Annotated in this window: 14 protein-coding genes, 1 tRNA gene and 1 pseudogene; 9 read left to right on the forward strand and 7 right to left on the reverse strand. The window is 73.8% G+C overall.

Annotated features, from left to right (window positions below; genetic code table 11):
• The first annotated feature begins 67 nt into the window (after window positions 1-67).
• The 4 genes from BA175_RS18985 to BA175_RS19005 all read left to right on the forward strand — a co-directional run bounded on the left by BA175_RS18985 (window position 68) and on the right by BA175_RS19005 (window position 5,242).
• Window positions 68-730, forward strand: a complete 663-nt coding sequence (locus tag BA175_RS18985; RefSeq protein WP_069172628.1) for an HAD-IA family hydrolase — start codon at window positions 68-70, stop codon at window positions 728-730.
• 1,000 nt (window positions 731-1,730) lie between these two features.
• Window positions 1,731-2,375 carry an HNH endonuclease family protein gene (locus BA175_RS18995; RefSeq protein WP_069172630.1) on the forward strand — a complete coding sequence of 215 codons (645 nt, stop codon included), beginning with the start codon at window positions 1,731-1,733 and terminating at the stop codon, window positions 2,373-2,375.
• Between the two features lie 137 nt (window positions 2,376-2,512).
• Entirely contained in the window at window positions 2,513-4,207 is a 1,695-nt protein-coding gene (locus BA175_RS19000) for an alkaline phosphatase D family protein (RefSeq protein ID WP_069172631.1), read from the forward strand.
• A 375-nt stretch (window positions 4,208-4,582) separates the two neighbouring features.
• Entirely contained in the window at window positions 4,583-5,242 is a 660-nt protein-coding gene (locus BA175_RS19005) for a DedA family protein (protein ID WP_069172632.1), read from the forward strand.
• A gap of 87 nt (window positions 5,243-5,329) precedes the next feature.
• Here the strand turns inward: BA175_RS19005 and BA175_RS19010 are convergent, their stop codons facing one another.
• From BA175_RS19010 to BA175_RS19035, 6 genes are all read right to left on the reverse strand, one after another.
• Window positions 5,330-5,566, reverse strand: a complete 237-nt coding sequence (locus BA175_RS19010) for a DUF2277 domain-containing protein (protein ID WP_069172633.1) — start codon at window positions 5,564-5,566, stop codon at window positions 5,330-5,332.
• A gap of 75 nt (window positions 5,567-5,641) precedes the next feature.
• The gene (locus tag BA175_RS19015; protein WP_069172634.1) at window positions 5,642-7,012 is read right to left on the reverse strand and encodes a DUF1254 domain-containing protein; all 1,371 of its coding nucleotides are present in this window, start codon (window positions 7,010-7,012) and stop codon (window positions 5,642-5,644) included.
• Window position 7,013: 1 nt separating this feature from the next.
• Entirely contained in the window at window positions 7,014-7,451 is a 438-nt protein-coding gene (locus BA175_RS19020; protein ID WP_069172635.1) for a DUF7144 family membrane protein, read from the reverse strand.
• A gap of 416 nt (window positions 7,452-7,867) precedes the next feature.
• Window positions 7,868-8,083, reverse strand: a complete 216-nt coding sequence (locus BA175_RS19025) for a hypothetical protein (RefSeq protein ID WP_069172636.1) — start codon at window positions 8,081-8,083, stop codon at window positions 7,868-7,870.
• A gap of 289 nt (window positions 8,084-8,372) precedes the next feature.
• Window positions 8,373-8,816 (reverse strand): SRPBCC family protein, encoded by a 444-nt coding sequence (locus BA175_RS19030; RefSeq protein WP_069172637.1) that lies wholly within the window; start codon window positions 8,814-8,816, stop codon window positions 8,373-8,375.
• A gap of 169 nt (window positions 8,817-8,985) precedes the next feature.
• The gene (locus BA175_RS19035) at window positions 8,986-9,177 is read right to left on the reverse strand and encodes a hypothetical protein (protein WP_069172638.1); all 192 of its coding nucleotides are present in this window, start codon (window positions 9,175-9,177) and stop codon (window positions 8,986-8,988) included.
• On the opposite strand from BA175_RS19035, the pseudogene BA175_RS32305 reads away from it, so the two are divergent.
• A pseudogene (locus BA175_RS32305) lies at window positions 9,167-9,409 on the forward strand (tyrosine-type recombinase/integrase); the annotation flags it as partial. The gene BA175_RS19035 and the pseudogene BA175_RS32305 overlap by 11 nt on opposite strands.
• Before the next feature lie 68 nt (window positions 9,410-9,477).
• Here BA175_RS32305 and BA175_RS19040 read toward each other — a convergent pair.
• Window positions 9,478-9,552 (reverse strand) — tRNA-Val (locus tag BA175_RS19040).
• Window positions 9,553-9,750: 198 nt separating this feature from the next.
• Between BA175_RS19040 and BA175_RS19045 the strand changes: the two genes are divergently transcribed.
• From BA175_RS19045 to BA175_RS19060, 4 genes are all read left to right on the forward strand, one after another.
• Window positions 9,751-10,521, forward strand: a complete 771-nt coding sequence (locus tag BA175_RS19045; protein WP_069173112.1) for a DUF4097 family beta strand repeat-containing protein — start codon at window positions 9,751-9,753, stop codon at window positions 10,519-10,521.
• Window positions 10,522-10,591: 70 nt separating this feature from the next.
• Entirely contained in the window at window positions 10,592-11,977 is a 1,386-nt protein-coding gene (locus BA175_RS19050; protein WP_069172639.1) for a hypothetical protein, read from the forward strand.
• Window positions 11,978-12,680: 703 nt separating this feature from the next.
• A complete protein-coding gene (locus tag BA175_RS19055) occupies window positions 12,681-13,319 on the forward strand; it encodes a DUF4383 domain-containing protein (RefSeq protein ID WP_069172640.1) in 639 nt (212 codons plus the stop codon).
• 40 nt (window positions 13,320-13,359) lie between these two features.
• Entirely contained in the window at window positions 13,360-13,581 is a 222-nt protein-coding gene (locus BA175_RS19060; RefSeq protein WP_069172641.1) for an FmdB family zinc ribbon protein, read from the forward strand.
• Window positions 13,582-13,602: the final 21 nt, after the last annotated feature.

The raw sequence follows: 13,602 nt of genomic DNA on the forward strand, positions 1-13,602 counted from the left end.
GCACCGCGTGCCGCCCAGCGCGCACCCGTGTGCCCCTACGCACTCCCCCGCGCCCTGGAGCCTGCCGATGTCGGCCACCGTCCTCGAAACCCGCGCCCTCCTGCTGGACATGGACGGCACCCTCGTCAACTCCGACGCGGTGGTGGAACGCTGCTGGCGCCGGTGGGCGCTGCGGCACGGGCTGGACCCCGAGGCGGCCCTGAAGGTGGTCCACGGGCGCCAGGGGTACGCCACGATGGCCGTCCTGCTGCCGGACCGCCCGATGGAGCAGAACTACGCGGAGAACCGGGAGCTGCTCGCCGAGGAGACGGCGGACACCGAGGGCGTCGTGCCCATCGGCGGCGCGGCCGCGTTCATGGCCGCGATCGCCGCACTCCCGCACGCCCTGGTGACGTCGGCCGACGAGGCGCTCGCCCGGGCCAGGATGACGGCCGCCGCGCTGCCGATGCCGGAGGTACGGGTCACCGCCGAGTCGGTCGGTGCCAGCAAGCCGGACCCCGAGGGCTTCCTCAAGGGCGCGGCCGAGCTGGGCTTCGACCCGGCGGACTGCGTCGTGTTCGAGGACTCCGAGGCCGGCATCGCCGCGGGCCGGGCGGCCGGCATGCGGATCGTGGGTGTCGGCCCCCGCGCCGCAGCCCTCGCCCCCGACGCCCACGTCGACGACCTGACGCAGCTCCGGGTGGAGGCCCTCGCGGACGGTTCGCTCCGTCTCCACGTCGCCGGCCGCTGAGGGCGGCCCGCCCCGCTCCCGCCCGCAGCGGCACCCGGGCGCCCGCACCGCCACCGCGGGCCCACCCCCGAGTCCTCGGCTCCGGCGCGACGTCCGCACCGCATTCGGCGCCACCGGTACGAACAGCCGCCCGGCAACCCCCACCCCCAGAGGCGGGACGCCGCCCGGTAGCGTGCCCGCGAAGGCGCCCGGCAGGATGACACACCGCCGCCCGGACCGGATCCCGGGCCTGAGCCCGCCCCAGGCCGGACCTGGACCCCCTGCGGACCCGGACCTGCAGACCTGGTCCCGACCGGGCCCCGCACCGGCACGTCGCCCCCTCCGGCCGGGCGGGCGGGCGCGCCGACCGGACGGTCACAGCGACCCACCGGCCTCCCCGTCCAGCACGACGAACCCCACGACCCCGGTCCCGGCCGCCAGCAGGCCGCGGCCCCCTCCGGCCGGTCACAGCGCACCACCGCCTCCGCCGGCCAGGACGACGAACCCCACGACCCGGGTCCCGGCCGTCACCAGCAGGCCGCAGGCCCCCTCCGGCCGGGCACCCCCGGTCGAGCGGTCCCGGTCGAGCGGTCCCGGTCGAGCGGTCCCGGTCGAGCGGTCCCGGTAACCCGTCGGCCTCCACACCCACCGGCCGCCGGGTTCCGGCGAGCGTCACCCGCACAGCACGGCCCGGCGGGGCCCGCCGGGCCGCACCACCCGCCGTTCGCGCCCCCGAACTCCCGCTCGGGTGAGCCTGGTTCGACACGGAACCAGCCGATCGGCCCCGTACCGTCCCCGCGTCACCGCAGACTCCTCCGTGCGGATGAATCTGTGGGTTTGTCAGTTCGTGTGCGCGAACGGACTTCGGACGGAACGTCAGAGCCATGGCCCCACCTCTTGAAGTGACGTGCGCATGTCGCCACTCTGTTACCTGACGACCACGCGGCGGAAACCCTGCGCCGACACGATGGCCCCGCCGCCGGTCGTCCGCTCGGCTTCCCCCCACGTCAAGGGAGTTCGCATGTCCGGTATCTACGCGCGTCGCATAGCCGTCGTCGCCGCCTCCGCCGCCCTCGCAGCCACCACCGGGCTCCTCACGGCCCCGACCGCCCAGGCCGCGATGCCCACGCCGGTCAGCGCCGCGACCGCCCGTACGTATCTGGGGGAGCTCACGGTTTCCTCCGAGGGCTCCTCGACCGGCTACAGCCGCGACAAGTTCCCGCACTGGATCACGCAGTCGGGCGCCTGCAACACCCGGGAGGTGGTGCTGAAGCGGGACGGTACGAACGTCGTCCAGGACTCCGCCTGCGCCGCGACCAGCGGAAGCTGGTACTCGCAGTACGACGGCGCCACCTGGACGGCCGCCTCCGACCTCGACATCGACCACATGGTCCCGCTCGCCGAGGCGTGGCGATCCGGGGCGAGCGGCTGGACCACGGCCCGGCGCGAGTCCTTCGCCAACGACCTGACCCGCCCTCAGCTCATCGCGGTCACGGACAACGTCAACCAGGCCAAGAGCGACCAGGACCCGGGCGAGTGGCTGCCGCCCCGCACCGCCTACCGCTGCACGTACGCACGCGCCTGGGTGCACGTGAAGCACTACTACGGCCTCAGTGTCGACTCCACCGAGAAGAGCGCGCTGCAGTCCGTGCTGAACGGCTGCTGACCGCCGGGGACCCGCCCGTCCGCCTCCCGGCCCACCCCGTGCCCGCACGGTGAGACCGCCCGGCGGAAGGCCCCGCCCTCCTCCGTCGTTCCGTACCCTACGGAACCACCGGTCACGGCGACGCGAGGAGGGCACACATGGCTGGGCTGCGCCTGGGACCACTGCTGCGGTACGTCGACTGGGAGTCCGGCTCCCGGGCGACCGTCTGGGTGGAGACGAGCCGCGCCTGCACGGCCGAGGTCCGCTGCGCGGACGGGGCGTCGGGCTCCTCGCCCACCTTCGCGGTCGGCGGGCACCACTACGCGCTGGTGGTGGTGACGGGCCTGACCCCCGGCTCGACCACGGCCTACGAGGTACTGCTCGACGGTCTCCAGGTCTGGCCGCCGGAGGACTCCGGCTTCCCCGCGAGCACGATCACGACCCCCGCCGTGGCCGACCCGCCGGGGTCGGAGCCGGCCGGTCCGGTGCGGATCGCCTTCGGCTCCTGCCGCTGGGCGGCGCCGCCCGCCCGGGAGCACGACCCCGTGGGCCCCGACGCGCTGGACACCCTGGCCGCCCGGCTCGCCGCCGACCCCGACGCCGCACGCCCCGACGTCCTCCTCCTGCTCGGCGACCAGGTGTACGCGGACGAGACGTCGGAGGCCACGCGGCACCGGCTCGCGGCCCGCCGTGACCTGGCCGAGGCACCGGGGGCGGAGGTCGCGGACTACGAGGAGTACACGTACCTCTACGACGAGTCCTGGCGCGACCCGGACGTGCGGTGGCTGCTCTCCACGGTCCCCAGTTGCATGATCTTCGACGACCACGACGTGGTCGACGACTGGAACACCAGCGGAGCCTGGCTCGCGGACATGCGGCGCACACCGTGGTGGCACGAGCGGATCGTCAGCGGACTGATGTCGTACTGGGTCTACCAGCACCTCGGCAACCTCTCCCCCGACGACCTGGCCACCGATCCGCTGTACGCCGCCGTGCGTGCCGCCCCGGACGCCACGGAGACCCTGCGCCGGCACGCCGTCGCCGCGGATGCGGACCCCACGCACACGCGGTGGAGCTACCGGCGCGGCTTCGGCCGGGTACGGCTGCTGATGGTGGACACCCGGGCGGCCCGCGTCCTCGACGAACAGCGTCGCGCGATGATCAACGCCGAGGAGGCCCGGTGGATGCGCGAGGAGGTCCTGGGCGACCCGGGCGCCTACGACCACCTGCTGATCGGCACCTCGCTGCCGTGGCTGCTGCCACCCCTCGTCCACGACGCCGAGGCCTGGAACGCCGCCCTGTGCCGGGGCGAGCGGGGCGGTCCCGACGGCCGCTGGGCGCGTGTCGGGGAGAAGGTGCGGCGCGCCGGTGACCTCGAACACTGGGCGGCCTTCCCCGCGTCGTTCCGGCAGTTGTCGGAACTGCTGCGCGAGGCGGGGTGCGCCCCGGACGCACCGGCGACCATATGCGTGCTGTCGGGCGACGTGCACCACGCCTACATCGCGGAGCCCCGCTGGCCCGCGTCCGCCCCGGGCGGCGCTCCCGGCGCGCGCATCCTGCAGCTGACCTGCTCTCCCGTGCACAACTCCATCCCGGCGTACGTCCGGGCCGGGTTCCGCTTCGGCTGGAGCCGGGCGGGCCGGTGGCTGGGGCGCGTGCTGGCCCTGCACGGGCGGGCCGGGGCCCCGGCGATGCACTGGCGGAAGACGGGTGGCCCCTGGTTCGGCAACCAGCTGATGACCCTCACGCTCCACGGCCGGAAAGCCGCGCTCACCCTGGTACAGGCCAGGAAGGGGCCGGCGGGCGCGCAGCTGGAGACGGTTCTGGAGCGCACGCTCACCGGGAACGGGTGAGCGGCTTCCCCCCGGTGCAGGAAGCTGCAAACGGGAGGAGCGCTCACCGGCAGGCTCCGCCCGGCCGGCCGGTAGGCGCGTGATCCAGCCCGCCGACGGCACCCCGGTCCCGCGGCGAAGCCCGCCCCCCGGGCAGACCCCCGCCGTTCGGGCCTGACCTGCCCAGCACCCCCGCTCCCGTACGCCCCGGCACGCCGTCCCGGATACCGGGGCGTACGGCGTTCCGGGGCGCGCGTGACCTGCGCGACACCGCCCACCATCGGGCGAATCCCCGGTGGACCGGAGGCGTATTCTGGACCGCTGGCCCTGCCGCTCCTGCCGCTCCCCTGCGACGTCGCGGCGTTGACACGGTGACACGGGAACGGGGAGTAGAAAGTGCTGGAGAGTGTGGGTGCGCTGACAGGCAGCCCATGGATCTACGCGGTGGTCGCCCTCTCGGTGCTCCTGGACGTCTTCCTGCCCGTCCTGCCCAGCGGGGTGCTGGTGATCACGGCGGCCACCGCCGCCGCGGCGAGCACGACGACGGTCACGGCGGCTGCCGGTCAGGTCACCCGTGAAGTGCCCTCCCTGCTCGTGCTGACGCTCTGCGCGGCCACCGCCTCCGTGCTGGGCGACCTCGTCGCGTACCGCCTCGCCTGGCGTGGTGGGGAGCGGCTGGACCGGGCCATCGCCCGCTCACGCCGCCTCACCACGGCGCAGGAGCGACTCGGCGCGGCCCTGAGCCGCGGCGGTGGCGTGCTCGTGGTCATCGCCCGTTTCGCCCCCGCCGGCCGCTCGGTCGTGTCGCTGGGCGCGGGCGCGGCCCACCGCAGGGCCAAGGACTTCCTGCCCTGGTCGGCCCTGGCGGGGCTTGCCTGGGCGGGGTACAGCGTGGGCCTCGGCTACTTCGGCGGCCAGTGGCTCGGCGCCACGTGGCTGGGTACGGCCGTCTCGGTCCTCGCCCTGTTCGTGGCCGGCGCCCTGGCAGCGGTCGTCATCCGCCGGCCCTCCCCCGGCGTGCAGCCGGCCCCCGCAGGGATCCCGGCGGGCACCTGACTCCAGGGCGGCCCGCCCGAGGACCCGCGGCGTCCGGCCGCAGGTCCCCCGGGCGGTCCCGGACGCGGCGCCTCTCCCGGCTCTCCCTCAGCCGGTCCCCTCCCTGACCCGGGCGGCGCCCCGGACCTCCAGGCCGTCGAGCAGCCGCCGGGTCGCCTCGGCGATCTCGTCGACGGCCCGGTCGAAGACCTCCTGGTTGTGCGCGGCGGGGGCACGGAAGCCCGACACCTTGCGCACGTACTGCAGGGCGGCGGCTCTCATCTCCTCCTCCGTGGCCTCTTCGGGGATGACTGGCGGGCGAAGTGTCTTGATGCTGCGGCACATGCCTCCAGTGTGGCCCGCGCCACCGACAACGCGCCCGGACACCGGGTCGCCGAGGCCGGCCGGAGGAGCCCCGGTTCACCGGATGCGCTCGACGGGCGGCAGGACGTAGCCGCCGTCGAGAGCCGCCTGGCCGGGCTGGTAGAGCCGGATCACCGGCCGGAAGCCCCCGAGGGGCGCCGGCAGCCAGTTCGCCGCCTGCGCGGGGTCCGTCGGCCGCTCCGCACCGAGGTACAGCGTCAGCGAGCCGTCGGCGTCGTGGACGAGTCCGGGTGTGCGGTCCCCGATGGCGTACCGGTCCGCCTCGTTGGCGACGAGGCGGTGCCCCGGGGTGTCGTACATCGTCACGGACCAGAAGCCGTCGACCGGTGGCGGCCGCCGGAAGCGCAGGGCGTAACGGTGGGCCCCGTCGAGCCGGTGCCCCCGTGCGTCGCGGTACGTCTGCGCGCACACCATCTCGTACCCGTGCGCCCCCCAGAGCTCCTGCCGCGCCGCGATCGCCCGGACCAGGTACGACGACTCCCGGTCGGGGATCTTCCACTCCGGCGAAGCGAGCGTGCCCACACCGGTGCGGTCCAGGTTGTAGTCGAAGAGGTGCGGGTGCATGGCCCAGGAACCGGGCGCCCGGCCCGTCCCCTCTGCCGGCCGGGCCGCCTCCGCCACCCGCGCCCTGCCCAGCCAGAGGCCCCGCGTCAGCGTACGGACGAGTCCGGGGGAGGCCGACACGTACGGGGAGACGCCCTCCTCCAGGAGGCCCAGGGGCTGGAAGCGGTCCTCGTAGGCGCGGTCGGCGTCGGCCGCCGGGAAGTCCGCCATCCACATCCGCAGCTGCTCGAAGAATCGCAGGGCCGCGGGGACGGCGGGATCGGGCGCGGGCAGTCCGGTGCGGTGGGCCCGGTCGCCCAGGTGGGTGAGCGTGAACTCCTGCTGGAGCGCCCGGACCCGGGGCAGGTCGGCGGGCCCGTCGCAGGCGATGCGGCCCACCACGGAGACCACGGAGGTGGGCGCGTCGATCACGCCGGACACCTGGTCGGGCACCGTGCCGGACCAGCCGGGCGGCACGACAAGCCAGTCCCCCTCGCCCGTGCCCGTGGCGCGGCGGCCGATGTAGGCGAACGCGTTGGTCCACGCGTCCACGAACTGCAGGACGTAGTACGCCCCGCCGGTGTCCGGTACGTGGAGGCGGACGGGACCGCCGGAGAGGTCGAGCTGGGCGAGCGCGGCGACGGCGTCACTCGCGGCTGACGGGACGTCCGTGCCGGGGGTGGCGGGCCCGGCGGCGTGGGCGAAGTCGTTGAACGGTGCGGGGCCCAGCCCTCCGCAGCCCTCCCGCAGGCAGGCCCGCACCGCGGACAGCTGCCGGACCAGCGGTGACCCGTAGACGTACGCGTCGGCGGCCAGCGCCGCCGAGGTGTCGGGGCGGCCCGGGCGGGCGCGTCCGCCGCCCACGTCAGAGGGGAGCCTTCGAACGGTCCGCCGTGCACAGGGCCCAGATCACGAAGGTGTCGAGGGCGATCGAGACGACTGCCCACACCGGCTGGTAGGGAAGCCAGACGAAGTTGGCGACGATGCTCAACGCGGCCAGCCCGACGCCCGCCACGCGGGCGCCCGGGACGTCGCGGAGAATGCCCAGGCCGACGAGGATCAGGATCACACCGAGGACGAGGTGGATCCACCCCCAGCCGGACACGCTGTACTTGAACGTGTAGTCGCCGACGCGTGCGTACACGGTGCCGGTGGCGATACCCGCGATGCCCGTGAAAACGGCGAGGACGCCCTCCACGAGCAGCAGAACACCGGCGAACATGGTGCCGCCGACCGCCCACGGGGAGTCGCGGCCGGCCCCGGTCGGCGAGGTGGTACCGGGTCGGGGGGCTGACTGAGCCATGGGAACCTCCGCTCGGGCGGACGAGCGCCCGGCGGGTCGACGGGCAACACCGACCCTGCGCGACGCGCCGCCCCGGCACGACCCGGACGCGGCCGTTCGGGTGACACGCCAGGTCATGGCACAGCCCGCTCGTACGACGCCCCGCCCACGGTGGAGAGGACCGTGAGGAAGGCGTGCAGTCGGTGGCTGACCGGCTGCCGGCACCCGCAGGCCGCGGCCCTCCGGCCGGGACTCCGCCCGCCCCGGGTGGGCGGCCGACCGAGGGTGGACGCCCGACCTGTGACCCGGTCGAGGATCAACGCGTCAGCGTCCGCCGCGACGCGCCGGGGCGCCCCGGCCGGCCGGGCAGCATCCCCAGGACAGGCGCGCGGAGGGCGGGGCAGGGTCCCGGGACGCTCGACGACGGCTCATGGACGTCACCCCCAGGTGTCGAGGTCACCGCCCCGCCACTCGATCAGATCCGGCTGGTCCAGGTCGATCTCCTCGACGCCCTCGGCCAGCCCCGCCCGCCGCAGGAGCGACGCCACCTCACCCCGCCCGTGGGCCAGCCCGACGATCCGCCCACGCACGGTCACACGCCGCCCACCGGTCGGTGAGGGTGGATGCACGATCACAGGGGGATGCTCGGCCATGCCTCCACGTTCTCCCGCCGCCTGCCGCGACGCATCCCGGAAGCGGCCGGGGAGACCCCGGGGGCGAGCACGGAACGCCGGGGGGACGCCGGAGGAACGCGGAGGCGGGCACGGAACGCCGCGAGGCCCTCGCGGGGACCCGGGGCGAGCGCAGAACGCCGCGAGGCCCTCGCGGGGGGAACGTGGAGGCGGGCGCCGAACGTCGCGGGTATCCCGGGTACGGCTCGCACGGACCTCCGCACGCCTCGCGACCCGCGACCCGCGCCTCGCGCGGCCCCGGGGCCGCGGCTCAAAGCCCCCTGGGGTCTTCGCCGGCGGCCGTGGTCTCGGCCAGCTTCTTGAACTCGCCCAGGTCGTAGTTGGCCAGCGTCGAGTCCAGGTTGGTGAGCGCGCCCACGTGCTCCACGAACCCCTTCGGGTCGTACTCGATCTGCAGGGCGATCCGGCTCGACGCATCGTCGAGCCGGTGGAAGGTCACGACACCGGCGTGGTGGACTCCCTCGATGGTCTTCCAGGCGATCCTCTCCTGCGGGACGACCTCGGTGAGTTCGGCGACGAAGCTCTTCTCCGCGCCCGGCAGCGAGAGCTGCCAGGAGAAACGGCGTTCGTCCATCGGATCGACCCGCCGGACGTGGCTCAGGAACTTCGGCCATTGGGTGACATCGCTCCACAGGGCCCAGGTGACGGCGACCGGGGCCTTGATGTCGACGGTCTCGACGAGGGAGGAGGACATGGCACTCACCCTGCTTTCTCTCGATGACCCGATTGCTCGGCTTCCGCTGCCGACTACCCGGCCCTCACCGGCCCACGCCTCCCGAGGTTGCGACGTCGAGGACTGGCGGACCGCACCGCGCCCTGCGAAAGACCAGGTCGCCGAGCGCCCGGAGGCCCCCTCTTCTTGCTCAATCTGCAGGTGCCTCCGGCGGCTCGACGCCCCCGAAGTCGCCCGCCTCCGGACTGGTCAGCTTGCTGGAGCCATCAGAGGCAGCGCGTGCGGTCTCCATGAACTCGACGAGGAACTCCTGAACCGTCTTCTGCGGCAGGAAGCGGAACCACGGGAATGCCTCGGGGAAACTGCGGTCTCGCTCGTTCACCCGTGCCGCAGGGACGGCCGGGCTTCGCGTGATCCGGCTGCACGATGCCCGGCACGGATGCGCGACTCTGCTGACCGCTGCAGACGTCCCGCCCGCCTCGTGACGGAGATCCGGGCGCCGTCGGATCGCGGTCACGGTGAACATCTATGCCCACGTCGCCCAGGACGTGCAGCGCGAGGCCGTGAGTCACCTCGACCGCATGTGGGAGCGGCAGCGGCCCGACCGTGGGTGACCGCGCCCGTTGATGTCAGAGGTGGATGTCAAAGACCCCCGGCCATGATCGGCTGGGGGTCTTTGTGCTGGTGGGCGCGGACGGTTTCGAACCGCCGACATCTGCTTTGTAAGAGCAGCGCTCTACCCCTGAGCTACGCACCCGTGGATGAAGGAACAGATTACATGGCTCCCGACCCCCCGCCGCAATCCGGTCGCCGGGCGGGCGGTCACCGGGCTCGGCCCGTGGATACGGGGGATATCCCTACCCCCGGGACGGTAGCCGGCCGGATCGTTCCGGGGGTGCGGTGTACGTACGGTGAGGACTCATCGGCGGCGTCACAGCAGGGGGACTCGATCACCATGACCATCCGTAACCGCACCACCGCACTCGCGGCTGCCGGGGGCACCCTCCTTCTCGTCGCCGGGCTCAGCGGCTGCGGCAGTGCCGATGTGGAGGACGCCCCCCGGGAGCACAAGTCGTTCGCCTTCAGCGGGAAGACGCTCACGATCGCTTCCGAGAACTCGAGTCTGGAACTCGTGCCGGCCGATGTGGACCGGATCGAGGTGACCCGCCGTGTCGACGGGTGGGTCGTGTTCGGCAGTGGTCCTGATCCCGTGTGGACGCTCGACGGCGACACGCTGACGCTCCGTGTGACGTGCCGCGCGGTGATCAACAACTGCGCCTCCCACCACCAGGTGAAGGTCCCCCGGGGCCTCTCCCTCTCCGTCGACGGCGACAACGGCGAGATCACCGCTTCCGGGTTCACCACCCCGCTGACGCTCTCGTCCAGCAACGGTGCGGTGCGGGTACGCGACTCGGAGGGGCCGCTGAATCTGGAGAGCGACAACGGCTCCGTCGTGGCCGAGCGGGTCTCCGGGGCCTCCGTGATCGCGCGCTCCGACAACGGGACGATCGACCTCTCCTTCACCCGGGCACCGAAGCTGGTGGACACCTCCAGCGACAACGGGCGCGTCACGGTCGACCTGCCGTCGGGCACGGGACCGTACGCGGTGTCCGCGTCGGCCGACAACGGGGACGTATCCGTGGACGTGCCGCGGAGCGACACCAGCCCGCGCGTGGTGAAGGCGCGCAGCGACAACGGCGAAGTCACTGTCCGAAGTGCGAACTAATCGACCCGTGTGTTCGTCCTTACCGGTGGGAGAATGAACCGGGCAGGGCGAATCGGCACGGGAGAGGGATGTGACGGCGACACACGCGCGGCCGCGGGCGAAAGCGAGTGGGAATCGCGCCGTCAAGGACGTCGTGGTGCTGATGCTGCTCCCGGTTCCGCTGATCGTCGCCGCCGCGCTGCCTGCCGCCTTCGCCGGCGGGGGCACGCGGCGCTGGTTCGGGGGCCGCGGTGAGAACCAGCGGGCCGACGCGCAGGCGGCGAAGGACGCGGCGGCCGAGGCCTTCTACGAGCTGGACACCGCCCAGCGCGATCTCAGGATCTCCGTCGAGACGATCACCGCCGTCGACGGTTCTCCCCGCGCCCGCCGCGCGGCGGAGGACTTCGCCGCGCTCGGCCGGCGCATCGACGAGGTGAGCCACAACTACATCACCGCGGTGGACGCCCACGACCTGGACCGGGACGATCTGGAACCGTCGGTGGCCGCCGGTGCCAGGACCGAGCTGACGCGGGCGAAGGACGAGCTCGTGCGGGTGAAGGGCGAGCTGGACCGGTTCGCCGAGGGTCTCGGGCCGCTGCTCGGCAGCGCGGAGACTCAGCTCGCACGGCTCGCCCCCGCCGTGGAGCGCGCCCGGCAGGCTCTGCTCGGGGCCAGCAACGCCCTGGACGCGGTGAGGGCGTCCGGACTGCGCGCGGAAGATCTCGCGGCCCGGCTGGCTGCACTGGCTCCCGAGCTGACCAAGCTGAACCAGGGTGCGGGACGCCACGGCGTGGCGGAGACGCTGCAGCGCGCGGACCTGGTGCTGCGCGACGCCGAGGCGGTGCGCGCGGAAGCCGATCGGCTCCCGGAGCGGGCGGCCGAGATCGACCGCAGGCTGGTCAGTCTGCGTACCCGGGCGCAGGCGTTGACGACCCGGGCCGGGCAGGTCGAGCCGGTGCTCAGCGAGCTGCGGCGCCGCTTCTCGGCCGCCTGCTGGCAGGACCTGCAGCCGGTTCCCGAGCAGGCCGCCGTCAACGTCCGGCAGGCCGAGGAGAAGCTGGTCGAGGCCGCCGCAGCGCGGGCGGAGCAGCGCTGGGCCGATGCGACGGCCCGGCTGAGCACGGTCCGTGCCCTGCTCAACGCGACCGACGAGGCGGTGTCCGCCGCCGGGGACCGGCTGCGGCGCCTGGACGCCGTCGCCAAGGACCCGCAGGCGGAGATCGACCGCACCCGGTTCGCGATCCGGGACGCCCAGCGGCTGGCCATGGCCGGCCGCAACACACCCGATCCGCGCCACGCCCGCCCGCTGGACGACTCGGTCGCCCGGCTGGACCGGGCGATCGCCGGACTGGAGGGGCGGCATCCCGACTACTGGCACTTCCTCACCGAGACCGAGGCGGTGCGGCAGGCGGCGACCCGCGTGGTCACCGCGATCCGTGAGGACCTGGGCGGTGGCGCGGGGGCCGGCGGCGGTTGAGGAGCCGGGCACCGCAGGAGGGGCAGGCAGACCGATCAGGGCCGCCTACGTGCGTGAGAGGCCGCGCACGCGGGGGTACGGGCAGACGGGGCAACGCCGTACGAGCCGAGAGCCGAACGCGGCGGTAGGAGCCGAGAGGGCCGGGCAAGGGCCGTACGAGCCGAGAGGCCGGGCAAGGCCGAGGAAGCCTCGCCCGGCTGACCGTCCGGGCTCCGAGCCGACATGCGGCCCCGGGCGCCGACCCGATACGCGGTCACCGGCGGGGACACCCGTACGCCGGCCTCGGCAGCCTGCACCGGCCGTGCGCACCCCCGCATGGCCGAGCACCACCGGAAGACCCGGACACCGGCCGGTCGGCTCGGCCGGCCGGCCAGGCACACGCCGCCGAGGCGGGCACCCCGACCGGAAGGCTGCTCCGGTCGGGAGGCCCGCCGTCCGGTTGTACCCCGCCCCCGATGAACCGATCCTGGACATACGCATACGCATACGCGGGGCTTACAGCCGCCGCCGGGTGCCGCCGCCGCAAGGCTCAGGTGGGTGACAGCCCGGAGGACGGCGAAGGCTGGCACCCAGGCACCCAGGCACCCAGGCGCCCAGGCCGCCGGTCACGGCCGTAGGCCGGGCACACCGCTCGGGAGCCGGCCGCAGGCGCGGCCCGGCGCGAGGCATGACATACGGCCGGACACGGCCGGAGGAGGCCGGCATGGCCACACACGTCACACACACCACGCATGCGGGGGACAGGCGCCCCACGGACAGGCATCCGACCGACCGCCGTGCCACCCGCGGCCTGCCCAGGGGCTGGCGGCGTGAGGTCACCCGCCTGGACGAACACCTACCCGTGGACCACCGGCTCAGCCAGGTCTACCGCGCGGGGGCGGGCCTGATGGGGCTCGTGCTCGTCGCCTTCGGCATCCTGGGGCTGACCGACAACATCGGCTTCTTCGACACCGGCGGCGACAGGGTGGCGGGCCTGAACACCAACGGCGCGCTCAGCGTCCTGTCCATCTGCGTCGGACTGCTGCTCTTCGCCGGCATGGTGATCGGCGGCAACTTCGCCTCGACACTGAACATGGTGCTGGGCGTCGCCTTCCTCGTCAGCGGCTTCGTGAATCTGGCGCTGCTGGACAGCGGGCTCAACTTCCTGGCCTTCCACATGCAGAACGTGCTGTTCAGCTTCGTGGTGGGGCTGATGCTGATGATCTTCGGCATGTACGGGCGGGTCAGTGGCGGCCTGCCCCACGACAACCCGTACTGGCGTGCCCGCCACCCCGAACAGGTCGCGCTCGAGGAGCGCCGCAGGTATCCGGAGATGCCGGAGGTCCGGCGGAAGGGGCCCTGACCGGGGGCACGCCGGGGGGAGCCCGCATTAATCTGGCGCCATGCCTCGTTACGAGTACCGCTGCCGCCCCTGCGGCGAGACGTTCGAAGTCAGCCGTCCGATGGCCGAGTCCTCCGCGCCGGCCTCCTGCCCCTCCGGGCACGACGACACCGTGAAACTGCTCTCCACCGTGGCCGTGGGCGGCTCCGCCGCGTCCGTGTCCGCCCCCGCACCGGCGGCGGGCGGTGGCGGGGGCTGCTGCGGAGGCGGCTGCTGCGGCTGACCCACCCCCTCGGCGCACCGA

Source organism: Streptomyces griseus (genome assembly GCF_001715295.1).
Classification (GTDB): domain Bacteria; phylum Actinomycetota; class Actinomycetes; order Streptomycetales; family Streptomycetaceae; genus Streptomyces; species Streptomyces griseus_G.

What these genes read in the sequence shown, in the direction of transcription:
- BA175_RS19000 (WP_069172631.1), top strand. Translation starts at nt 2,513, where the DNA reads ATGGCTGGGCTGCGCCTGGGACCACTGCTGCGGTACGTCGACTGGGAG.
- BA175_RS18995 (WP_069172630.1), top strand. Translation starts at nt 1,731, where the DNA reads ATGTCCGGTATCTACGCGCGTCGCATAGCCGTCGTCGCCGCCTCCGCC.
- BA175_RS19030 (WP_069172637.1), bottom strand. Translation starts at nt 8,816, where the DNA reads ATGTCCTCCTCCCTCGTCGAGACCGTCGACATCAAGGCCCCGGTCGCC.
- BA175_RS19045 (WP_069173112.1), top strand. Translation starts at nt 9,751, where the DNA reads ATGACCATCCGTAACCGCACCACCGCACTCGCGGCTGCCGGGGGCACC.
- BA175_RS19020 (WP_069172635.1), bottom strand. Translation starts at nt 7,451, where the DNA reads ATGGCTCAGTCAGCCCCCCGACCCGGTACCACCTCGCCGACCGGGGCC.
- BA175_RS19025 (WP_069172636.1), bottom strand. Translation starts at nt 8,083, where the DNA reads ATGGCCGAGCATCCCCCTGTGATCGTGCATCCACCCTCACCGACCGGT.
- BA175_RS19055 (WP_069172640.1), top strand. Translation starts at nt 12,681, where the DNA reads ATGGCCACACACGTCACACACACCACGCATGCGGGGGACAGGCGCCCC.
- BA175_RS18985 (WP_069172628.1), top strand. Translation starts at nt 68, where the DNA reads ATGTCGGCCACCGTCCTCGAAACCCGCGCCCTCCTGCTGGACATGGAC.
- BA175_RS19010 (WP_069172633.1), bottom strand. Translation starts at nt 5,566, where the DNA reads ATGTGCCGCAGCATCAAGACACTTCGCCCGCCAGTCATCCCCGAAGAG.
- BA175_RS19060 (WP_069172641.1), top strand. Translation starts at nt 13,360, where the DNA reads ATGCCTCGTTACGAGTACCGCTGCCGCCCCTGCGGCGAGACGTTCGAA.